Raw genomic sequence first — 21,947 nt, forward strand, 5'->3', positions numbered from 1 at the left:
CACCGACGTCAAGTCGAAACGATAACCATTTGCGAGGAGAAACGACATGAACTTTGAACTGACCGAAGAGTTGAAGATGCTGCAGGAGACGGTGCGCTCCTTTGCCGCCGAGAAGATTGCGCCCTTTGCCGAGGAGTGGGACCGCAAGTCCTACTTCCCCTACAAGGAGGCGGTAAAGCCCATGGGCGAGCTGGGGTTCTTCGGCACCGTGATCCCCGAGCAGTACGGCGGCAACGAAATGGGGTGGCTCGCGGCGATGATCATCAGCGAGGAGATCGCCCGGGCCTCGAGCGCCCTGCGCGTGCAGGTGAACATGAACGAGCTGGGCTGCGCCTTCACGATTCTGCGCTACGGCACGGAGGCCGCGAAGAAGAAGTACATCGAGAAGCTGGTCAACGCCGACTACCTGGGCTCCTTCGGCATCACGGAGCCCCAGGCCGGGTCGGACATCATGGCGATCAAGTCCACGGCCGAGGACAAGGGCGACCACTGGCTCCTCAACGGCACGAAGACCTGGATCTCCAACGCCAACGTGGCCGACGTGAACATCTTCTACGCCTACACCAACGAGGGCGGCAAGCGGCAGCTCTCGGCCTTCATCGTGGAGCCCAAGAACTTCAACGGCATCACGGTGACGGACCTGGAGAAGATGGGCTCGCACTGCTCGCCGACGGGCGAGATCGTGCTGGAGAACACGAAGGTGCCCAAGGAGAACATCCTCGGCAAGCCCGGCGACGGCGTGAAGATCGTCTTCGGGTCGCTCTGCCAGACGCGGCTCTCGGCCGCGGCGGGCGGCGTGGGGGTGGCGCAGGCCTGCCTGGACATCGTGACCAAGTACGCGATGGAGCGGGAGCAGTTCGGCAAGCCGATCGGCACCTTCCAGATGAACCAGGACATGATCGCGCAGATGATGGCCGACATCGAGGCGACGCGGCTCATCGTCTACAAGGCGGCCTGGCAGAAGGACCAGGGGCAGCTCAACAACAACGTCGAGGTGGCCATGGCGAAGTACCTGGCCGGGGAGCTCTGCTACAAGTGCTCGCAGTACGCGATGAAGATCCTGGGGGCCTACGGCTACTCGCCGGAGTACCCCGTGGCGCGGATCTTCCGCGACGCCCCGACCTACGCGATGGTCGAGGGCTCGACCAACATCTGCAAGTTCATCATGGCCCAGGACCAGCTGGGCATCCGGAAAGCAAACCGCTGACGCGGTCCCCATAGGGAGCCGCCGGCGGACCCCCCGCCGCCGGCGGCATCCTCCCATCACGCAGTGAGGAGGCATCAACGATGAGACAGTATTTTCAACAAATGAAAGAGCTGGGCAAGGCGCTCCGGCAGTCGCAGATAGACGGCATGAAGGAAAACGTCGAGCGGGCCGCGGCGATCATGAAGGAGATCGACGCGGAGATCGACCGGATCAAGAACAACGTGGGTGTCTCCACCGAGGAGATCCACAAGCGCGGCGAGATGACAGTCTGGGAGCGGATCGACTACGTCGTCGACCCCGGCATGTTCTTCCCCCTGCACTCCATCTACGACCCCGATGGCGAGGAGAGCGGCCAGACCAACGTGGTCGACGGCCTCGCGCGGATCAACGGCAAGTGGTGCGTGCTGATCGGCTTCAACAACAAGTGGATCGCCGGCGCCTGGATCGCCGGGCAGGCCGACAACAACCTGCGGGTCACCGACCTCGCCAAGCGGCTCCACGTGCCGCTCGTCTGGCTCGTGAACTGCTCCGGCGTGAAGCTCCCCGAGCAGGAGAAGGTCTACGCCAACCGCCGGGGCCAGGGCACCTGCTTCTTCCGCCACGCCGAGCTTGAAAAAGAGGGCGTGCCCATCATCGCCGGCATCTACGGCACCAACCCCGCCGGCGGCGGCTACCAGGGCATCAGCCCCACCATCCTGCTTGCCCACAAGAACGCCAACATCGCCGTGGGCGGCGGCGGCATCGTCAGCGGCATGAGCCCCAAGGGCTACTTCGACGAGGAAGGGGCCGAGGCCCTCATCGAGGCCACACGCCACTTCAAGGCCGTTCCCCCGGGGAGCGTCCGGATCCACTACAACGAGACGGGCTTCTTCAAGGCCGTCTACGAAAAGGAAACCGAGGTCCTCGATGCCATCCGGGAGTGGATGACGTACCTGCCGGCCTACAACCCGAAATTCTTCCGCGTGGCCGAGCCGGCCGAGCCGAAGTTCTCGCCCGCGGAGCTGCCGAGCCTCGTTCCGATCAACACCAAGCGTGTCTACTCCTTCGAGGAGGTGCTCGCGCGGCTCACGGACAACTCGGAGCACATGGAGTTCCGGCCCAAGTACGGACCAGAGATCTACTGCGGCATCGTGAAGATCGACGGCTACCCCATGGCCGTCATCGGCAACCGCCAAGGCCTCATCCCCAACTACCCCGAGTACACCAACGAGTACCACGCCGTGGGCGGCAAGCTCTACCGGCAGGGCCTCATCAAGATGAACGAGTTCGTGACCCTCTGCGGGCGCGACCGGCTGCCCATCATCTGGATCCAGGACACCTCGGGCATCGACGTGGGCGACATCGCGGAGAAAGCGGAGCTGCTGGGACTCGGGCAGTCGCTGATCTACTCCATCGAGCAGACGGACATCCCCATGATGCTCATCGTGCTGCGCAAGGGAACGGCCGCTGCCCACTACGTCATGGGCGGCCCAACGGCCAACAACAACAACGCCTTCACGCTGGGCACCCCCGCCACGGAAATCAACGTCATGCACGGGGAGACGGCGGCGGCGGCCAGCTATGCCCGCCGGCTCGTGAAGGACAAAGACTCCGGCAAGCCGCTCGACGGCACCATCCGGAAGATGAACGAGATGGTGAAGCACTACGAGGAGTCCTCGCGGCCCTACTTCTGCGCGAAGAAGGGCTTCGTCGACGAGGTCGTGCGCTTCGAGGACATGCGCAAGTACCTCGTGGCCTTCGCCAACTGCGTCTGGCAGAACCCGAAGTCCATCTGCCCGCAGCACCACATGATCCTGCCCCGGATGATCCAATCCCAGATCGTCACGGGCCTCGAGCGTCCGCCGGTGGAGCAGGAGAGGAAAGCTGCGTCGAAATGATGTGCATCGTCCCCCGGCCGGGTTACCGGGCGGGGGACGTTTTCATCCTACCAAAAGCCGGAGGGAGTCTTCATGAATCTTCAAAGGAATCTGTTGTTCGGACTTCTGTTCGTTGCCGCCGGCCTCATCGTCGGCTGCGACACCCTGAGCAGCGTGCTCGGGGGCGGGGCGTCCAAGAAGGAACTTCTGGGCATCCTCTCCCTGGTGGCGCTGCTCATCGCCGTCGTCATCAGCTGCATTTCGGAACGTAACGTCGGAATCATGTGCATCGCCTTCGGGTTCCTCATCGCCATGTCCACGGGCGGCGTGATGAAGGTGTCGGACCTCAACAAGTTCTTTCCCCTGCGGCTGTTCATGATCCTCGTGGGTGCCACGCTGCTCTTCAGCATGGCCACCATCAACGGCACCGTGGAAAAACTCGCCAAGTGGGCCGTGAAGGGCTCCCGCGGCATTGTGGGCATGCTGCCCGTCATCTTCTTCGTCCTGTCCGTGGTGCTCGCGGCCATCGGCCCCGGCAACATCGCCACCACCGTCGTCCTGGCTCCCATCGGGATGGCGCTCTGCGCCGAGACGCGCATCAGCCCCTTCCTGATGACCCTCATGATCGTCAACGGCGCCAACGCCGGCGCCCTTTCGCCCCTGGCCCCCACGGGCATCATCGCCAACGGTCTTGTTGAGAAAATCCAGCTCGAGTACATCGGCGGGCAGATCTTCTGGAACTCGCTGCTGGGCAACGGGGTGGCCGCCCTGTTTGCCTTCTTTGCCTTCGGCGGCCTGAAGCTTTGGGGCAAAAAGGTCGACCCCGACCTCCAACTCCGGGTGAAGAACATCGTCGATGCGCCCATCGAGCCCTGGAACCGCAAGCAGATCATCACTTCGGCGGCCATCGCGATCTGGATCGTCCTCGTCCTCTTCTTCAAATGGGATGTGGGATACACGGCCCTCACGCTCGCGGTCGCCCTCTCCATGCTCAACTGCGCCGACGAGCAGGAGGCCATGAAGAAGCAGCCCTGGTTCACCATGTTCATGCTCGTGGGCGTCATGGTCCTCGTCGAAGTGGCCGGCTCCACCGGCGGCCTGGACTACGCGATTTCCGCCATCGCCGCCGTCTCGAGCCCGATGACGATCTCCACCGTCTTCGGCTTCATCAACGGCTTCGTGTCCATCTACAGCGGATCGTCGGCCGTCGTCATGCCGACCTTCATCCCGCTCATCCCCGGCCTCGTGGCCAAGCTGGGGGTCGTCGGTGCCGACGCGATCGACATGGCCCGGAACCTCGTCTACACGAGCTGCGTTTCGGCACATCTGGTCGATGCGAGCCCCCTCTCCCTGCTGGGCGCCCTCTGCATCGCTGCGGCCCCCGAGTGGGAAGACAAGAACAAACTGTTCCGCAAGCTCCTGATCTGGGGTATGGCGATGTCTGTCTTCGCGGCCGTCATCAGCTTTATTTTCTGGAGATAGGCGGGAAAAAACGGAAGGGCAATTCGATAGGATGTTCAGCCGATACCACTGATCCCTCCCTGGGGGCCGTTCCCGGTCGGGAACGGCCCCGCCCGTTCCTGACCATCGGGATGGGCGGCCGCCGCCCTCGGCGTCGCAGCGGGGGATTGTTTTCTAACTCATCTGTTCGCGTCATCACACGAAGGAGTCGAGATCATTATGGAGATGGACAATTTCACATTCGGCATCACGATGCTGGTGGCCGGGATGGGGGGCACGCTGGTGACCCTGGGGCTGTTGAGCCTGATGATGGCCGGCCTGGGCAAGCTCTTCCCTCACAGGGAAGAGGACGGGAAGGAGGGCTGAGACCATGCTGGAAGCGATCATTGCGGGACTGGGGGGGCTGGTTATCGGCTTCAAGTTTTTGTTTGTCAACTGGCAGAACCTGATCATGCTGGGCGTGGGCGGGGTGCTGCTGTGGCTGGGGATCAAGAAGGACTGCGAGCCGCTGTTGCTGGTGCCGATCGGGTTCGGCTGCATTTTGGTCAACATCCCGATGTCGGACGTCATGTTGAAGGACGGCTTCATCCGGACGATCTACGACGCGGGGGTGGACACGGAGCTCTTTCCGCTGCTGATCTTCATCGGCATCGGGGCGATGACGGACTTTGGTCCGGTGCTGGCGCAGCCCTACACGTTTCTCTTGGGGGCGGCGGGGCAGTTCGGGATCTTCCTGACGCTGCTGGTGGCGCTGTGGCTGGGCTTTCCGAAGCTCGACGCGGTCTCGATCGGGATCATCGGGGCCTGCGACGGTCCGACGGCGATCTACGTGACCTCGAAGTACGCCCCGCACCTGCTGGGGGCGGTGGCGGTGGCGGCCTACTCGTACATGTCGCTGGTGCCGGTGATCCAGCCGCCGATCATGCGCCTGCTGACCACGGAGAAGGAGAAGAAGACGGTGATGAAGTACACCGCCAAGCCGGTTTCGAAGACCACGAAGCTGCTCTTCCCGATCGTGATCACGGTGGTGGGGGGCTGCATTGCGCCCAAGGGCCTGCCGCTGCTGGCGACGATCATGCTGGGCAACCTCATGAGGGAGTCCGGGGTGGTGGCGCGGCTCACGGGGGCGGCGGAGAACGAGATCGCCAACGTGGTGACGCTCTTCCTGGGTCTCTCGATCGGGGCGACGATGGCGGGCCCGGCCTTCATCCGGGCCGAGACGCTGATCATTTTGGCGCTGGGCTTCATGGCGATCTGCCTGGACACGGTCTGCGGGGTGCTGTTCGGCAAGCTGCTCTACGTGGTGACGGGCGGCAAGATCAACCCGCTGATCGGCGCGGCGGGGATCTCGGCCTTCCCGATGGCGGCCCGGGTGGTGCAGAAGGTGGGTTCGCAGTATAATAAAAAGAGTTACCTGTTGATGCACGCCATGGGGGCCAACGCCGGCGGGCAGATCGGCTCGGTGATCGCCGCGGCCGTCATGCTCTCCGTGCTGGCCGGCATGGGCGTGATCCGGTAAATCAGTCCCCGCACCCTTTTCCCCTCTGCCGTGACGGGAGAGGGTCGGGGTGCGGGCGGAAAGAGGAACCGATTCAAGGGCTTTATGCAATACAGGCTGCAATTTAAACAAGGAAAGGAGGCGAGACCCCAATGGCAATCGACGTTGTAGCCCCGATGCCCGGCACGATCAAGGAGATCATCGTGAAGGCGGGCGATGCGGTGAAGGAGGACGAGGAGCTGATCATCCTCGAGGCCATGAAGATGGAGAACCCCATCGTGGCCCCCGGCAACGGCACGGTGCAGGAGATCAAGGTCAAGGAAGGGGACAAGGTCAACACCAGCCAGGTCCTCATGGTGCTCGGATAACGGGATGCAGCCCCTGACCGCCCGAGGGCGGTCAGGGCGGCTCCTTTACGCCTCAGTTGCTCCTGCTCGACTTGATCCTCATGAAGAGGCGGCGACCAACCTGGAAACCATCCGCTCGATGCGGTACACCGCTCAAGAAAGAGCAGAAGGAGGTCACACATGGCAGTCAGAGCGATGATCAAACGAGTCATCCCGAAAGGAAAAGAGAAGGAGGCCATCGCCATCATCACGAGCCTGCGCATACTTGCTTCCCGCTACCCCGGATATATTTCCGGCGAAACGCTCCAGAATGTCGAGGACCCGACGGACATCCTGGTCATCAGTACCTGGCAGACCCTGGGGGCCTGGAACACCTTTTATGCCGACCCAAGGCGAAAGGAGCTTCAGGACAAGATCGACCTGCTCCAGGGAAGGACGACGGAGTACAAGATTTACCAGTACCCCGAGTCGTTTCAAGTGCCCCTGGAAGAGGACATCCAATTCTTCAAGTAGCGTTCGCTCCGGTGCAGGAGCAGGGCGGAGGGCCGCATCTTCCGGGGCGGCCCTTCTGCCGCTTTGAAGGGCCTTCGCGTGGGCCATGATTTGCAGTTGAGACCGTGCGGGAATCGTTTTATGATGGCAGGTCTCCCGGAGCAGACAGAGCGCCGCGGGGCGTCATCAAGGGCAGGACCCCATGCATCACGATGCCGCACAGCCCAGGCCCTTTTCAAGCCGCCGCCGCTGGATTCTTTTCGGGGCGCTCGCGGTCCTCTTCGGGCTCTCCATGTTCTACCGGTCCGTGATCGCCGTCCTGGCGCCGGACCTCCTGCGCGACGTTCCCATGGACGTCGGCACTCTGGGGCTCGTGTCGGCGGCCTTCTTCTATGCCTACGGCCTGTTCCAGATCCCCGGGGGGCTGCTGCTCGACCGGTTCGACCCGGCGAGGGTTATGACGGCGTTCTACGGCGCCGCCCTGGCCGGGGTGATCCTCTTTTCGATTGCCGACTCGCCGGGTGTCATGGTCCTGGGCCGGCTGCTGACAGGGGCCGGCATGGCCTGCGGGTTCATCGGCGCCCTGAAAATCATCTCTCTTCAGTTCCAGCCCGACCGGTTTGCCACCCTCTCCGGTGTCATCGTCTCCGTGGGCAACGTGGGCATCGTCTTTGCCACGACGCCGCTTGTCTTGTGGTCCCAGGGGCTGGGGTGGCGAACGACCTTCGTGCTCGTGGGACTCTTCCACCTGGTGCTGGTCCTGGCGTTTTTCTTCTCCTGGCGTGACGGGCAGGGAAAAGGCCATCGGGCGATGCAAGGCGGCGACGCGATCCCGGAGGGGATGATGCGGGGGCTTCTGCTGGCCCTTCGGGACCGCCAGGTCCGGCTCATTTCCGCATCCGCCTTCATCCGTTACGGGATCTTAGCGGCCTTCCAGGGCCTCTGGGCGGGGCCCTACCTGATGGACGCGATGGGATGCTCCCCCGTGACGGCGGGCAATCTGCTCTTTCTTCTCACGCTGGGGGTCATCATCGGCAATCCCGCAAGCGGGTTCCTGTCGGATCGAATCCTCAAGAGGAGAAAAGGGATCGTGGTGAGCGCCCTGGCGGGGTTCTCGCTTACGCTTGCCGCCATGGCCTTCGTCCCCGTCGGCGCGCCGCCCTGGGTCCTGGCCGGTCTCTTTTCGCTCTTCGGCCTTTTCGCCGGCACCGGGAGCCTCCCCTATGCACACCTGAAGGAACTCACGCCGCCGGAGCGCTCGGCGACCGCCCTGACCGTGCTCAACTTTTCAGCCATTCTCGGGGCCGGCGTTTTCATGCAGGGCCTGGGCCTGCTCATCGAGACCCTGCACCCCCGGTCCGCGCTGGGCATCGAGGGCTTCCGCGACGCCCTCCTGGCCTGCGCCGCCTGCATGGGCGCATCCGCCCTCCTCTACGCCTCGACCCGGGAAAGCCTCACCGGGCCGAGGGGTCCTGAATGAGGATCCCCACGGGGCATTCTCTCAACGACCCGTCGCGATCACCTGCTCGAACCAGCGGAAGGTCTCCTCGTCGGCGATGCCCAGCTTGCGGGCCACGTCGGGGGTGAAGGTGGCCCAGAGCCCCGTGGCGCGGGTGCAGATCTCGCCATCGGCATTCGTGATGACACCCTCTGCCGTTGCCTCCCGCTCGCTCAGGACCTCCACGACCCTGCCCTCCACCTTGAACTCACGGCCGATCGGCACGGGCTTGCGATACTCGATGGTCATCGACTTGGTGAGGATGAAGCGCCGCAGGAGGTAGATCATCGCGCGTCCCATGATCTCGTCGAGCGCCGTGAAGAGGATGCCGCCGTGCACGAGGTTGCTCCAGCCGCACAGGTGCGGCGGCACGGTGATCCAGGAGGCCACCGTCTTGCCGTTGGTGTAGAACTGCATCCGCAGGCCCTGGGGGTTCGCGGGGCCGCAGCCGAAGCAGTGGTGGTCTTCGCGGTTGGGCAGAAGGGTGTAGCCGTTTCGATCCATTCGTCTGTCCTCCTGCATTTCCGGAAATCACGCCCCGCAGGCAAGGGCGGGCGTCGTCGGGGGCGGGCGCCGGTTCTTCGTGCCCTGTTCGTAGGCGTAGGCGATCTCGATGAGCCGCCCCTCCGTCCAGGGCCGTCCGAGGAACTCGATCCCCACGGGCACGCCGATCGCGGCCGTTTCGGTGGGCCTTGTGAACCCGCCCGGCACGACGATGGACGGGAAGCCCGTCACGGAGCCGAGGCTCCCGTTGCGCTCGACCTGGCTCTCGCCCACGGGGACGACGGGGCGCTTCTGGTGCGGAAAGATGAGCGCGTCGAGCGTGTGCTCGGCCATGAGCGCCATGACGCGGTCCTGCAGCTTCGCCCGCTTCGCGAGCCGCTCAAAGTAGCCGGCATCCCGTTTCAGGGCCATGGCCTCCTTGATGTTCTGCTCGATGCCGGGGTGGTACTTGCCCGAGGCGATGATCTCGCCGAGCGAATGAACGGGGGTGCCCGCCTTCGGGTCGCCGAGGTAGGCATCCAGGTCGGGCCTGAGGTCGTGGAGGTGGACGCTGATGTCGGAAACGATCCGGCCCGAGTCCAGGTCCGGCGTGTCGAGTTCGACTATCGCAGCGCCCATCTTCCTGCAGTCCCTGACGGCCTTCTCGGCCAAGGCGTTGACTTCCCCGTGGATCGGCTGGGAGCCGAAGAAGCTCCGGAGGACGCCGATGCGCCTGCCCCTGAGGCCGTCCCTCTTGAGGTGCCTCGTGTAATCCCTTTCGGTGCGGCCGATGCCCCAGGCGGTCGCCGGGTCGCCGGGGTCATAGCCGGCGATGACGTTGAGCATCCTCACGGCGTCCGCGACGGTCCGCGCCATGGGGCCCGCGGCGTCCTGCGTGAGGGAGTAGGGGATGATCCCGGCACGGCTCACGAGCCCGACCGTGGGGCGGATACCCACGACGCTGCAGGCCGATGCGGGGGAGCGGATGGAGTTCACCGTGTCTGTGCCGATCCCGAGGATGCCGAAATCGGCCGCGAGGCCCGCACCCGTGCCGCCGCTCGAGCCGCCGGGGGTGCGGGTGAGGTCGTAGGGGTTGAGGGTCTGCCCCAGGATGGAGCTCACCGTCTCGCCCCACACGGCAAACTCGTGCAGGTTCGCCTTGGCGAGAAGGATGGCTCCCGCGTCGCGCAGCCTCTTCGCGATGAAGGCATCCGCCGGGGGGATGTAGCCCTCGAGGCTCTTGGAGCCGCCCGTCGTGGGCATGTCCTTCGTGTTCACGTTGTCCTTGAGCAGGACGGGGATGCCGTGGAGCGGGCCCGCGGGGCCGGACCTCCGGAACTTCCTGTCCAGCGCGGCGGCCTCCTTCAGGGCATTCGGGTTGACCGTGATGAGGGCGTTGAGCCGGGGCCCCTTGCGGTCGTAGGCCTCGATGCGCTCGAGATACATCCCGACGAGTCCCTGCGCCGTCAGCCCGCCGGATCGGAAGGTCCTGTGGACGTCGGCAATCGTCGCCTCCGCGAGCTTCAATGCGGCCATGGCTTACCCCTTTTTGGGCAGGATCATCTGGGTGCAGCGGAATAGCGCAATGTCCCGGCCGGTTGTCTCGTCCCACACCCGGGCGTCCCAGACCATCGTGCGCCGGCCGATGTGGGCGGGCCTGCCCTCGCACAGGATGGCGCCGTCGCGCGTGGTGCCGAGGAAGTTGGTCTTGAGCTCGATCGTGGTGAATCCCCCCGAACCTTCGGGCAGATTGACGATGGTTGCCATGCCGCAGACCGTGTCGGCCAGCGCGACGACGGAGGCCGCGTGCAGGTACTCGTTGGGCGCGAGGTGGTGCTTCCTGATTTCCATGCGGGCCGTGACGCGATCTTTCGTCACCGAGGTGAGCGTGAAGCCCAGCAGGGCCGGCAGGTACCCCTCCGCCTTGCGGTTCATGAAGGCGGCGAGCTCCCCGGGCGGGAGCTCTCTCCAGTTCTTCGGTTTCTCCGTGTAGTCGGGCATGGCGCGATGGACTCCGGTCAGGGATCACCCCGTTCGAGATCGGAATGTGCCGCGGAAAACGGCGGGGCCGGCTGCGGGAGCCGGCCCCCGCCAGCCGGTTACTTCAGGTAGCCGGGCAGGTCCTTGTCGTCCTTGCCCTTGAAGCTGCAGGCGCCGATCGGGCAGGTCTTGCAAGGGCCCTTCACGCCGGGCAGGGCGGGCTCGCCCTTGATCGTCGACTCGATGAAGTCCATGCACTTGTTCACCTCGTCGTCGGGGCCCTCGACGATGAGCGTGACGCAGCCCTCGGCGCCGCCCCAGCCGCCGGAGGCGAAGTGGACGGCCGCGACGTCGAAGAGCGCCTCCAGAGCGTCGATCTCCGTGAAGGGCCGCCCGTCGGCAACGCAAGCCAGGCCGGCCTTGCAGCCGATCGATCTGCCGATTACCATCGTGCCGCCGTATCGCGCCGCCTCCTCCACGGAGGGGACGAGCTTCTCGAGGCCCACCGCGTAGATGATCTCCAGGCCGCGGGCCTTCATGCCCATGTAGAACGACCCCATCGTGCCGCCGGCCGGGTTGACCATGATGACGCCCACGTTGCCGAAGGCGTCGAGCGCGTTGCCGCCCTTGATGACGATGTCGCCGGGGCCCAGTTTGTCCGCCACGGTGGTCGGCTCGACGGGCAGGATTTCCCCCTTGTGGAGAGTGACGGGCTTGGCACGCTCCCCGGCGTCGAGCACGCACATCACGCCCCGGATGGTCTGGCCGGCGAGGTAGCGTTCCTTCTCGATTTTCTGACCGAGAATCTCCTCGAGGCAGTAGGCCGTCGTGGAGCCGCGGCTCACGAGGAGATAGCCGTTCTTCTTCGCGTTCTGCACCTCGGGGAGGGCCGCAATGCCCTTGCCGATGAGGCGCTTGGATTCCGCCGGTGTGAGCGTGAACAAAGCCTGCATCGCTGAAACTCCTTTCCTGCGTTAAATTCGGTGCGGAGACCCGGCCGGGTTGACCGGGCCTGGGAGGTTGGACTTCTTTCTACCACAATTCGCCGCGGGCGGACAGGCGGAAGTTGGATGCAATGCACGATGCAGCCTAACCGTTTATTATTCGTTGCATGCGGGTTCCCTTTTCTGCTATTTTGACGCCCGCAGCTTGAACCCCATCACCGGAGGAGGGGGCCCGACGGTGTGATCGCCGGGAGGGTGCAGGGCTGCCGCCTCCTTCCGTCTCTCGCCTCATGAAAGATCATTTGACGAGCTTTTTGCGAGGCAGTGAGTTTCTTTGCCTTACAGGCATCTTTTTTCTGTTTGTGTGCCAAAATGGCATTGTGCTTGCAAAGAATCACGATGAAACATCAATGCTCGGGATCGAGCCGGGTTTTCACGTGAGACACGGAGCCGTAAACCGAATCACAGAGCCTTTGCAATCAGGTATTCCATGCCGAAAAGAGCTGTCCTAGCAGCCCTTGCCGTAACCCTCGCTCTTGCCATCCTGCCGTTTGCCGTCTTTGCCGCTCCCCCGGAAACGCCCGCCCCACAGGACCCCACGGTCCAGGCGAGGGAGGACTACCGGGAAGCCCTGCGGAAGATCCAGGCCAGCCGGAATGACGAGGCGCTCCCCCTCCTGGAGAGGGCCCTGAAGGTCCTGCCTGACGACCGTCACCTCCAGGCCGATTATGCCCTGTGCCTGGTCTGGACGGGGGCATATCAGAAGGCCGTCGAGTTTTTTGCCCCCCGCGAGACGGAACTCCGGCAGATCCGCTACCTTCCCCGTCACGTGGCTAGGGCCTACTACGAGCTGAGGGAATACCCGAAGGCGCTTGAGCTCTACCGGCTCGGCCTGTCTTACGACCCCGGGGATGAGGAGGCCTTCAAGGGGGTCGTCTTCACGCACATGCGCATGGGTGACGGCGCCGGGGCTTACGCCGCGTGGATGGAGGCGAAGAAGGCGGGCCGGGTTTCGGCAGCCGCTCTCGATGCCGTCAAGCTGATGCTCCTGGAACAGTACGGGGCGAGCCTCGAGGCCCTCGCGGTTGCCAGGGAAGGCCGCGCGGGCCGGCCGGATCAGCTCCAGTCCCTCGAGCTCGACCGGGCCGTGATGAAGCTCCGGTGGGGGCTCGTCGACGAGGCGATTGCCGAGATCGAGACGGTCCTGGAGAAAGACCCCGGCAATCTCCGGGCCCGGGGCGACTACATCGTGGCCCTACGCCAGAAGGACCGGATGCACGACGCCCTGCGGCAGTTCGACCTCTACCGCGCCTCCGGCAAGCCGGTCCCCTGGTGGGTCAACCAGGCCGCGGCCGACGCGTACCTCTATCTGCGCAGACCCGAGGACGCGGAGATCCATTACAGGAAGGTCCTCGAGGCCGATCCCGACCAGTTCGAGGCGACGAAGGGGCTCTTCTACGTGTACTCCGATTTGCGTCAGTGGCAGCGCGCCTCGCAGACCCTCGATCGGCTCCAGGCGATCGTCGAGAAGCAGAAGAAAGCCCTGGCCTGGGACGAGTCCGTCTTGGCCAAACAGCGATACCTTGCCGATTCCAACAGCCTGATCACGACGCGCGGCTGGTTCCTGCTCTACCAGGACAAGCTTCGCGAGGGCCAGGCCTACTTCGATCACTACCTGGCCGAGGCCGCCTCGGAGACGGGCCTGCGGTCGGGCCTCGCCCACGCCTACCTGTGGCGCAACCAGCCCCGGCGGGCCCTGGAGCAGTTCGAGATCAACCGCTACCTCGACCCGCAGGACTACCGCAGCCTCACGGGCCTGGGCTGGACGCTCAACACCCTGAACTACAAGGTCGAGGCGCGGGCGCTGGCCGACGAGCTGCACCGGAAATACCCGACGAGCCTCACGGTCCGCGATCTTTGGGAAACGCTGAAGGTCGAGGACATGTGGCGCCTGCAGCCCGAGTTCCGCTTCGTCAGGGAGTTCGAGGGCGCCACGGAGTACTGGGCATCCCTGCTGCTCGAGAAGCCGGTCACGCCGCTCTTCAGCCTCTACGCCCAGATCCTGCGGGAGGAGGTATGGGCGGACGAGAGCGACGGGACGACCAACCGCCAGGACTGGGACCGCTTCGGCCTCGGGTTCCGGTGGATCGTCCTGCCGCAGCTGATCTGGTGGCAGTCGGTGAGCTTCGATTACACCCGGGGCGACGACTTCGGCCTCGACACGCGCCTCTTCTGGTGGCCCACGGACCCGCTGCGCATCACGGCGGCATTCAACAGCTTCAGCCTGAGCGTGCCCATCCGGGCCAGGGCCCGGGGGATCACGGCCGACAGCGCCTCTGTCGACGTGCTGTGGCTCGAGAGCGACCTGCGCGAGTACGGCGCCGCCGTGGGCGCCCAGTGGTTCTCCGACGACAACGTCTACGTCTCGGGGAGGGCGCGCTACGACCAGAACGTCTATCTTAGCCCCGACCTGAAGGTCCGTGCGGGCTTTGCTTTGGGGTTCGGCACCTACTCCAGGCAGGACGTGGACTACTACAGCCCGGAGTACGAGTGGAGCGCCCTGCTGACCTCGGCCATCCAGTGGGTCAACCACATCCGCTACGAGAAGAAGTGGACCTCCGCCGTCCACCTGCGCGCGGGCGTGAGCGGCGAGAAGAATTACAGCACCTACCCCGTGGCGGGCATCACCTTCGAGCAGGTCTACGTCCACTCGAAGACTTTCAACGTCACGGGCAACGTTTCCTATGATCTCAGGGTTTACGATGGGGATTACACGCATGTTGTCGGGGCCTATGTCACGCTTAACTGGTACTTTTAGAATGGCAAGGGGCACAGGGCGCAAGGCAAAAGGCAAAGACCGGATCATCCTGGCCGTCCTGGCGGCTCTGCTGCTGTTTGTTTCGCCCGTGCAGGCGGCGGAGCAGTTCATCACGCTGACCTACCACGACATCCCCGAGACGCCCGTCGAGAAAGACGACATCTCGCAGAAGGACTTCATCAACCAGATCGAATACCTGAGAAGCCACGGGTTTGCCTTCGTGAGCCCGGCGGACATCCTTGCGGCCTCGCGGGGCGAGAGGCCGCTGCCCGAAAAAGCCGTCCTCATCACGTTCGACGACGCCTACGAGAGCTTCTACCGGTTCGTCTTCCCGGTCCTGCGCCTCTACAACATCCCTGCGGTGCTTTCCGTCGTCACCTCGTGGATCGATAACCCCGAGACCTCGGCCTACAAGTCGAAGCGGTTCATGAGCTGGCCGCAGATCCGCGAGGTGGCGGACTCGGGCCTCGTGACGGTGGCCTCCCACAGCAGCCGCCTGCATCGATTGCTGCAGGTCAACCCCGTGGGCAACATCGAGCCCGCGCCGGCGGCGTTCCTGTATTTCCCCGAAAAGGGGCGCTACGAGACGGAGGCCGAGTTTCGCGCCCGCATCCGCGAGGACCTGGCCGCGAGCATCGACACGCTGACGGCGAAGCTGGGACGCAGGCCCACCATCCTCACCTGGCCCTATGGCAGCTACAACGAGATCGGCGTCGAGGAGGCGAAGAAGCTCGGCTTCGAGATGATCCTCACGCTCGACGACGGCTATTCCAGCATCCGCCGCCTCGACCGGGTCAACCGCTACTACCTCGAGACGCACCTCGACTGGCTTGCGGCATTCAAGGATGCGCTGAAGCGCGGCCTGCGGGAGGACTTCCGCATCCGGGGCGTCCAGGTCGACCTCGACCTCATCGTCAGCAAGAACTCCATGGAGGAGAGCAACCGCAACCTCGGGCTGTTGCTCGACCGGCTCGTCCGGATGGGCGTCAACACCGTGTTCCTCCAGGGTTTCTGTGACGTGGGCGCCACGGGCAACGTGAAGTCCCTCTACTTTGCCAACTCGGTGCTGCCCGTCGACCTGGATTTCCTGAGCCACGCCGTGAACCGCATCCGCTCGCGGGAGATGAAGGTCTTCGTGTGGATGCCGGCGCTGGCCTACGAGCTGCCCGAGACGGCGCTCAACGAGGAACTCAAGGTCCGGGAATGGAAGGGCGACAGGCCCGGGGTGACCTCGTCGTGGTACCGCAGGCTCTCGCCCTTCGACCCCCGGAGCCTGGAGGCGGCGAAGAAAATCTTCTCCGACCTGGCGGCCCGCGTGCAGTTCGACGGGATCCTGATCCAGGACGATGCCTACCTGGCCGAGACGGAGGACTTCCACCCCGCTGCAATCGAGGCCTTCCGCAGGCGCTACGGCGTATCCCCCGACCCGCAGGCCCTGAAGGCGGACAGGGAGCTCGGAGCGAAGTGGGTCGCCTTCAAGACGGAGGCCCTCGACCTCCACGTCGACGAACTCGTCAGGACCGTCCGGGCCTACCGCCCGGGCGCTGCCGTCGGCCGCAACCTCTATAGCTCCGTGGTCACGAACCCCGAAGCGACGCGGTGGTTCGCCCAGGACCTGCGGCGTTACCTCGAGAGATACGACTACACGGTCATCATGGCCTACGCCGCCATGGAGGGCCAAACGGACAGGCGCGCCTGGTACCGCGAGCTCTTCCGGGCCGCCGGGGGCATCAATGCCGCCGACCGGCTGGTCTTCAAGCTGCAGGCCTACGACTGGAAGAGGGGGACCTGGCTGGGCGACGCGGCGCTCAAGGACGACCTGACGTTCCTGCTCGCCCTGGGCGTGCGGCACGTGGCGTACTACCCCGACAACGTGTACCTCAACAGGCCCGATGCCGACACGATCGCCTCGATCCTCTCGGCCCGGGACGAGGTGAAGCGGAAGGAGTCTCCGCCGGCCATTGCGCCGGAGGGGGCCCTCGAGAGGCTGTTCAGGAAGCTGTTCAGCCCGAATCCATAACCGGTATCCACAGCAGCGCCAGCGGGGAGGGACCCGGCAGCACACCCTGCCCCGCCGACACGGGACATGACCATATACGAGATCATCGGGCTCTTCGTCTTCCTCTACCCGCTCTACATGAGCATCGTGTGGATGATCGGGGGCATCCTCTTCAGCCTCCGCCGCGAGGGCAGGGCGGAGCCTCGGCTGGAGGTCTGGCCCTATTTCACCGTCATCGTCCCCGGCCACAACGAGGAGCAGGTCATCGAGGAGACGGTCCTGAACCTCAGGGACCTCAACTACCCCAACTACGAGGTCATCGTCGTCAACGACGGCAGCACCGACGGCACGCGGCAGATCCTCGACCGTCTCGTGGCGGAACACCCGGGGTGGCTGCGGATCATCCACCTGGAGCCCAACAGCGGCAAGTCCAAGGCCCTCAACGCGGGCATCCTCGTGAGCCGAGGCGAGTTCATCCTCACGATCGACGCGGACTGCCTCGTCGACAAGGACGTGCTCAAGTGGATGGCCCATCACCTGGCGAACTTCCCCCGCGTGGGGGCCGTGACGGGCAACCCGCGGGTGCGCAACCGCACCTCGCTGCTGGCGAAGATCCAGGTCGGCGAGTACTCCAACATCATCGGGCTCATCAAACGCACCCAGCGCATCCTCGGGAAGGTCCTCACCGTCTCCGGCGTGATCGCGGCCTACCGCAAGAGCGCCGTCATCGAGTGCGGCCTCTTCGACAGCGACACCGTCACCGAGGACATCGACATCACCTGGAAGCTGCAGCGCAAGTTCTGGGACATCCGCTACGAGCCCCGGGCCCTGTGCTGGATCCTCGTCCCCGAGACCCTCAAGGGCCTCTGGCGGCAGCGGGTGCGCTGGGCGCAGGGCGGGGTCGAGGTGCTGCGCAAGCATCTCGACATCTGGAAGGACCGCCGGCACCGCCGCCTCGTCCCGGTCTACATCGAGTACGTCCTCGGCATCCTGTGGGCGCACACCTTCATGGCCATGGTGTTCCTCTGGCTCTTTTTCGTCGTCATGGACGGCGTGTGCCGCTACGCCCAGGTGCCCCTCTGCGAGCCGGTCATGCAGGTCTACCAGAAGTTCTTCCTCGGCTGGAACCCCCTGTACCCGCGCTGGTACGGGGCCATCCTGGGGCTGGCGTGCCTGATGACGTTCCTGACGAGCTTCTTCATCGACCTGCGCTACGAGAACCGGGCCTTCGTCAGGTACTACTTCTTCGTCATCTGGTACCCCGTGGGGTACTGGATCCTGGCGTCGCTGGCGGCCATCAAGGGCGTCTACAACTTCACCTTCCGAAGCAAGGAGGTTACGGTCAGATGGAAAAGCCCGGACAGGGGCCTCCACACCCTGAAGTCTTCGTCAAGGACGAAGTGAGATCCCCGCTGCGCCGATTCGTCGAGGACTTCATCACCGTCCTCTGCTGGGGGATCTATCTGTACCTGCTGCTGCCGCTGTTCACCCTGGTGCTGTGGGTCTTCGGCATCCAGACGATCTACGACCAGATCATCGGGGAGAAGGGGTACGAGGAGCTTGCCCGGCTGCTGCAGAACGGCGGCATCACGGTGTTCGTCATCTTCCTGATCGTCTCGGGCTGGACCTACTACAACTACCTCTGGTTCCTGCGGCGCGGGGAGAGGCGCGGGGGCCAGGTCCGGATCAGCAGCGACGTGGAGATAGCGGGGCTGCTCGGGACGGACAGCACAGCCATGGGGGAGATCCGAAAGGCCCGCCGCATGGAGATCCGCGTCGACGGCCCCTTGTACCGAATCACCGCGAAGGAGTAAAGGTCCGCCTCGCACGGCCGGCCGAAGCGGAAGCCCCGCCGCGAGCGGGGTCTTGCGCGCCCGAAAGCCCGGAGCAGAGGGTTGCCATACAAGCTCTGCCGATCCATGGTTTGCGACGCCTGGAAACGATGAACCCAACGAATCCAACCGAGGTTTCCCCATGACCCGCCGCCCGCCGTCCATCGTTACCGAGTTCATTGTCATGATCATCGCCATCGGCCTTGTCGCCGCGGGGCTCGAGGGCTACCTGCGGGTGACGGCCTCCCCGACGTCGAAGCTCTACGAGGGGATCGAGACCGTCCCGGACATCGCCGACACCTACTTCAAGCACGTCTTCCTGGAGAAGCACGCCACGAGGGACGCCTGGAACAACGCCAACTACGACCCGCACCTGGGCTGGGACTACCAGATTGCGGCCTCGCGCATCCGGGGGCCGCGCAAGACGGGCCCCAAGGCGGCCGGCACGTTCCGGGTCATCACCCTGGGCGACAGCTTCACCTGGGGCATCGAGGCGGGCGAGGAGGAGCACTTCCCGCACTACCTGGAGACGATCCTCCGGGCCCGGCGGCCGGCGGAGGTCTTCAACATGGGCGTGGGCAGCTACGGGATCGACCAGATGGTGCTGAAGTACGAGCGGCACGGGCGACCGCTGCGGCCCGACGTGGTTGTCCTGGGGATCTTCCCCCACGACTACGACCGGACGCGGCTTTCCTTCTACTCCTATGCGAAGCCCGTTTTCCGCCCCGACGCGAAGACGGGGCTCTATGTGCTCGAGAACGTCCCGGTGCCGCCGCCGCAGGAGGTCTATGCCTCGCTGAGGAAATCCCTCGACAGCCCCGGCAGCTATGCCTGGGTTTTCGTGAAGAACCGCGTGCGCAAGCTCCTGTCGACCCTGCCGGGGGGCAGCGGCTATTACGAGGAGACGGACCGGCTCGTGGAATACCTCCTCGCGCGCCTGAAGGGTGAGTTGGACAAGACGGGCACCCGGCTGCTCATCGTCCACATCCCCCGCGGGAACGCCTTCGAAAATGCGGAGGCCCTATCGAGGGCGAAGGGCGAGCCCCAGACGGTGCGCCTCCGGGCCCTGTACGCCAAGCTGAACATCCCCTTCGTCGACCTGCTCGAGGCCCTCCCGGCGAGGCACAAGACGGCCTCGATCTACAGGGATTTCTACGTCCACCGCCCCGACGGCACCATCGGCCACTTCACGCCGCGGGGAAACGCCGCGGTCGCGAAGATCATCGCCGAGGCGCTGAGGGAGAAGGGGATGATGAAGAACGGCAGCTGACCGACTGCACGGGTCCTTCGGCGGGCGGTCCTGCGAATGCGGTGAAAAACGGCTCGACGCCTCTGGAAGAGACCCGTTCCGATTCCTCAAATCAGTCAAGATCAAGCAGAGCATTCCCCTTTTTGTCTCCGTTCTTCTGGCCCGGATAGGATCGTCCGAATTGTTTCTCCAGAGAGCCCCACTCGGTATCAAATATGCAATAGGTAACCGGGCAACGACCGCTCTATAAGGAGAAAAAGGATGGCAACAGGCAAAGAACGCGAACGGGGGTTTCTGTCGGGGAAATTGGCAAAGAGGCTATGGGCCGTGATCCTGCCGGTCCTGCTGGCATCCTGCGGCGGCGGAAGCGATCCGGTGCCCAGTTTCCTGGTGGGAGGAACAGTCAGCGGTCTGGCCGGGAGCGGACTGGTGCTGCAGAACAACGGGACGGGCGATTTGAGTGTTGCGGCCGACGGCACGTTCACCTTTGCCGCCCGGGTGGCCAGCGGCGGTACGTACGCCGTGACTGTGAACACACAGCCGTCCGGCCCCTCGCAGACCTGCACGGTCACAAACGGCAGCGGGACCGTCTCCGGGTCCGATGTGACCAACGTGGCCGTTGTCTGTTCGACCAACACCTACGCGGTCCGCGCCGCGGTCAGCGGCCTGACGGGCAGCGGGCTCGTGCTGCAGAACAACGCGGGGGACGACCTGAGCATCACGGCCGACGGAATCCATGTCTTCACGATCCCGGTGGCCAGCGGGGCCGCCTACGCCGTCACCGTGAAGACGCAGCCGACGGGCCCCATGCAGACCTGCACGGTCACCGGAGGCACCGGCACGGTCGCCGGCACGGATGTAACCGCCTCCGTCCAGTGTGCTGCCGCCTACGTGCTTCCCACAACGGCCACCGACGTGAGCCTGCCGGCGGGCAGCGTGCTGGTCGACGGCAGCAGGGCCTACCTCATCGCGGGGACGGACTTCAAGGTGGTCGATGTCAGCGATCCGCTCAACCCCTCCGTCCTCGGGACCGTCGCCCATGGGTTCACCGACCTGCGCGTCGAAGCCCAGGCCATCCACGACAACATCGTCTGGTGCGTGCGGTCATCGTCCGGCGGATCTGGAGCGGCCACGTACGTATTCGGCGTCGATGTCAGCAACCCGGCGAACCCCTCCGTTCGGGGTTCTCTGACCCTGCAGGCGGCGACTTCGCTGCTCTCCACATCTTCGCTGATCTACGAGGGGTACTGGCTCGTGCACGACTACAGCCGCAACCTGATCTACGTCATTAACATCAGCAACCCGGACGCGCCGTCCGTCTACAGCCAGTGGGCGGTCCCCAACATGGTCAACGGCGGCCCGGGCCGGATGATGGTCGACGGGAACCTGCTGTACCTCACCTGCGGAGAAAACGGCACGTTGAGGATTTACAATCTGGCGAACCTGACTGCCGTGAGCGAGCTCGGCTCCGTCTCGACCGCGAACGAGACCTACGGCAACGCGGTCAAGATCGGGTCCTACGTGTATGTCATTGCCGGCACGTCGATGCGGATCATCGACGTATCCAACCCTGCGGCCCCGACCACCGCCGGAAGCGCGGTCGTGAACAACGGGACGGACCTCCGGGCGAGAAACGGAAAGCTGTTCCTGTTCGAGTGGAGCACGCCGACCGTTCGAGTCTATTCGCTGGCAAACCCCGTGGCTCCCGTGGTGGAGACCTCCTCGACCGTCACCTTTTCCGGCCCCACCGCCACATTGAACATCTCGCCGATGACGTGGGCCAGTGCCGGCTGGGTCGGGAACCATCTGGTCGGCATGACGTACGGGAGCGCCTCTGCGTATCACGGGGCGAGGGCGCTGGACTTCACGGTGAATTGAGCACTCGGCCATGACCCGGGGTCCCTCGAGAAGTGGATGACGGAAAGCGGCGGCGAAAAAGGCCGGGAACAACCAGCGGCAGACGGGAATCCCCCTGCCGGCTTCTGGGTGCCGACGCCCACAACCCAGTCCCCGCCCGGCGCCTCGGTCTCCGTCCAGCATCGCAGGGAGCTGATCCGGTCGTTCCGCCCGGCCTGCGAGAGGTCCGGGTAGTCGCCCGGGCAAAGGGGCCCGAGCATCCTGCCCTTCCATTCGGCATGCTCGTAGAACTCGCACCGGAGGTTGTCCCCCACCTTGATGGAGGAGATGGCGTCGTTGATGTTCGATCCGACGTGGGGAACGGCGATGCGGGATGGACGGCAAGAGACAGTCACCGCCCGGCGGTCATTACGGCCGAACGGTGAA

At 64.7% G+C, this 21,947-nt stretch carries 19 protein-coding genes; 14 read left to right on the forward strand and 5 right to left on the reverse strand.

The window, feature by feature from the left end; genetic code table 11:
- Nucleotides 1-46: 46 nt before the first annotated feature.
- The 8 genes from HPY67_11300 to HPY67_11335 all read left to right on the forward strand — a co-directional run bounded on the left by HPY67_11300 (nucleotide 47) and on the right by HPY67_11335 (nucleotide 8,341).
- On the forward strand, nucleotides 47-1,207 hold the full coding sequence (locus HPY67_11300) for an acyl-CoA dehydrogenase (protein NPV05306.1): 1,161 nt from the start codon (nucleotides 47-49) through the stop codon (nucleotides 1,205-1,207).
- Nucleotides 1,208-1,287: 80 nt separating this feature from the next.
- A complete protein-coding gene (locus tag HPY67_11305) occupies nucleotides 1,288-3,084 on the forward strand; it encodes a glutaconyl-CoA decarboxylase subunit alpha (GenBank protein ID NPV05307.1) in 1,797 nt (598 codons plus the stop codon).
- Between the two features lie 72 nt (nucleotides 3,085-3,156).
- Nucleotides 3,157-4,545 carry a C4-dicarboxylate ABC transporter gene (locus tag HPY67_11310; protein ID NPV05308.1) on the forward strand — a complete coding sequence of 463 codons (1,389 nt, stop codon included), beginning with the start codon at nucleotides 3,157-3,159 and terminating at the stop codon, nucleotides 4,543-4,545.
- Between the two features lie 198 nt (nucleotides 4,546-4,743).
- A complete protein-coding gene (locus tag HPY67_11315) occupies nucleotides 4,744-4,890 on the forward strand; it encodes a hypothetical protein (protein ID NPV05309.1) in 147 nt (48 codons plus the stop codon).
- A gap of 4 nt (nucleotides 4,891-4,894) precedes the next feature.
- Nucleotides 4,895-6,043, forward strand: a complete 1,149-nt coding sequence (locus HPY67_11320) for a sodium ion-translocating decarboxylase subunit beta (protein NPV05310.1) — start codon at nucleotides 4,895-4,897, stop codon at nucleotides 6,041-6,043.
- 131 nt (nucleotides 6,044-6,174) lie between these two features.
- On the forward strand, nucleotides 6,175-6,390 hold the full coding sequence (locus HPY67_11325) for an acetyl-CoA carboxylase biotin carboxyl carrier protein subunit (GenBank protein ID NPV05311.1): 216 nt from the start codon (nucleotides 6,175-6,177) through the stop codon (nucleotides 6,388-6,390).
- A gap of 159 nt (nucleotides 6,391-6,549) precedes the next feature.
- Nucleotides 6,550-6,882, forward strand: a complete 333-nt coding sequence (locus tag HPY67_11330) for an antibiotic biosynthesis monooxygenase (protein ID NPV05312.1) — start codon at nucleotides 6,550-6,552, stop codon at nucleotides 6,880-6,882.
- Between the two features lie 181 nt (nucleotides 6,883-7,063).
- The gene (locus HPY67_11335) at nucleotides 7,064-8,341 is read left to right on the forward strand and encodes an MFS transporter (GenBank protein ID NPV05313.1); all 1,278 of its coding nucleotides are present in this window, start codon (nucleotides 7,064-7,066) and stop codon (nucleotides 8,339-8,341) included.
- Nucleotides 8,342-8,362: 21 nt separating this feature from the next.
- On the opposite strand, the gene HPY67_11340 is transcribed toward HPY67_11335, so the two are convergent.
- The 4 genes from HPY67_11340 to HPY67_11355 form a co-directional block, all read right to left on the reverse strand.
- Nucleotides 8,363-8,863, reverse strand: coding sequence for a PaaI family thioesterase (locus HPY67_11340; GenBank protein NPV05314.1), 501 nt, complete (start codon nucleotides 8,861-8,863; stop codon nucleotides 8,363-8,365).
- 27 nt (nucleotides 8,864-8,890) lie between these two features.
- The gene (locus HPY67_11345) at nucleotides 8,891-10,378 is read right to left on the reverse strand and encodes an amidase (protein ID NPV05315.1); all 1,488 of its coding nucleotides are present in this window, start codon (nucleotides 10,376-10,378) and stop codon (nucleotides 8,891-8,893) included.
- Between the two features lie 3 nt (nucleotides 10,379-10,381).
- Nucleotides 10,382-10,777 carry a PaaI family thioesterase gene (locus HPY67_11350; protein ID NPV05316.1) on the reverse strand — a complete coding sequence of 132 codons (396 nt, stop codon included), beginning with the start codon at nucleotides 10,775-10,777 and terminating at the stop codon, nucleotides 10,382-10,384.
- A gap of 164 nt (nucleotides 10,778-10,941) precedes the next feature.
- Complete coding sequence (locus HPY67_11355; protein ID NPV05317.1) at nucleotides 10,942-11,775, reverse strand: hypothetical protein; 834 nt, start codon at nucleotides 11,773-11,775, stop codon at nucleotides 10,942-10,944.
- 481 nt (nucleotides 11,776-12,256) lie between these two features.
- Between HPY67_11355 and HPY67_11360 the strand changes: the two genes are divergently transcribed.
- The 6 genes from HPY67_11360 (at nucleotide 12,257) to HPY67_11385 (ending at nucleotide 21,542) form a co-directional block, all read left to right on the forward strand.
- Entirely contained in the window at nucleotides 12,257-14,584 is a 2,328-nt protein-coding gene (locus HPY67_11360; GenBank protein NPV05318.1) for a tetratricopeptide repeat protein, read from the forward strand.
- A gap of 1 nt (nucleotide 14,585) precedes the next feature.
- On the forward strand, nucleotides 14,586-16,604 hold the full coding sequence (pgaB, locus tag HPY67_11365) for a poly-beta-1,6-N-acetyl-D-glucosamine N-deacetylase PgaB (protein ID NPV05319.1): 2,019 nt from the start codon (nucleotides 14,586-14,588) through the stop codon (nucleotides 16,602-16,604).
- A 66-nt stretch (nucleotides 16,605-16,670) separates the two neighbouring features.
- Nucleotides 16,671-17,987 (forward strand): poly-beta-1,6 N-acetyl-D-glucosamine synthase, encoded by a 1,317-nt coding sequence (gene pgaC, locus HPY67_11370; protein ID NPV05320.1) that lies wholly within the window; start codon nucleotides 16,671-16,673, stop codon nucleotides 17,985-17,987.
- A complete protein-coding gene (pgaD, locus tag HPY67_11375; protein NPV05321.1) occupies nucleotides 17,930-18,397 on the forward strand; it encodes a poly-beta-1,6-N-acetyl-D-glucosamine biosynthesis protein PgaD in 468 nt (155 codons plus the stop codon). The genes pgaC and pgaD overlap by 58 nt, the downstream gene beginning before the upstream one ends.
- Before the next feature lie 160 nt (nucleotides 18,398-18,557).
- Nucleotides 18,558-19,685 carry a hypothetical protein gene (locus HPY67_11380; GenBank protein ID NPV05322.1) on the forward strand — a complete coding sequence of 376 codons (1,128 nt, stop codon included), beginning with the start codon at nucleotides 18,558-18,560 and terminating at the stop codon, nucleotides 19,683-19,685.
- Nucleotides 19,686-19,925: 240 nt separating this feature from the next.
- Nucleotides 19,926-21,542, forward strand: a complete 1,617-nt coding sequence (locus HPY67_11385; protein NPV05323.1) for a hypothetical protein — start codon at nucleotides 19,926-19,928, stop codon at nucleotides 21,540-21,542.
- On the opposite strand, the gene HPY67_11390 is transcribed toward HPY67_11385, so the two are convergent.
- Nucleotides 21,506-21,916: a hypothetical protein gene (locus HPY67_11390; GenBank protein ID NPV05324.1), complete on the reverse strand. Its 411-nt coding sequence runs from the start codon at nucleotides 21,914-21,916 to the stop codon at nucleotides 21,506-21,508. The two genes, HPY67_11385 and HPY67_11390, sit on opposite strands and share 37 nt — an antisense overlap.
- Nucleotides 21,917-21,947 lie beyond the last annotated feature (31 nt).

It is taken from the genome of Syntrophaceae bacterium (assembly GCA_013177795.1).
Taxonomy (GTDB): domain Bacteria; phylum Desulfobacterota; class Syntrophia; order Syntrophales; family UBA2192; genus UBA2192.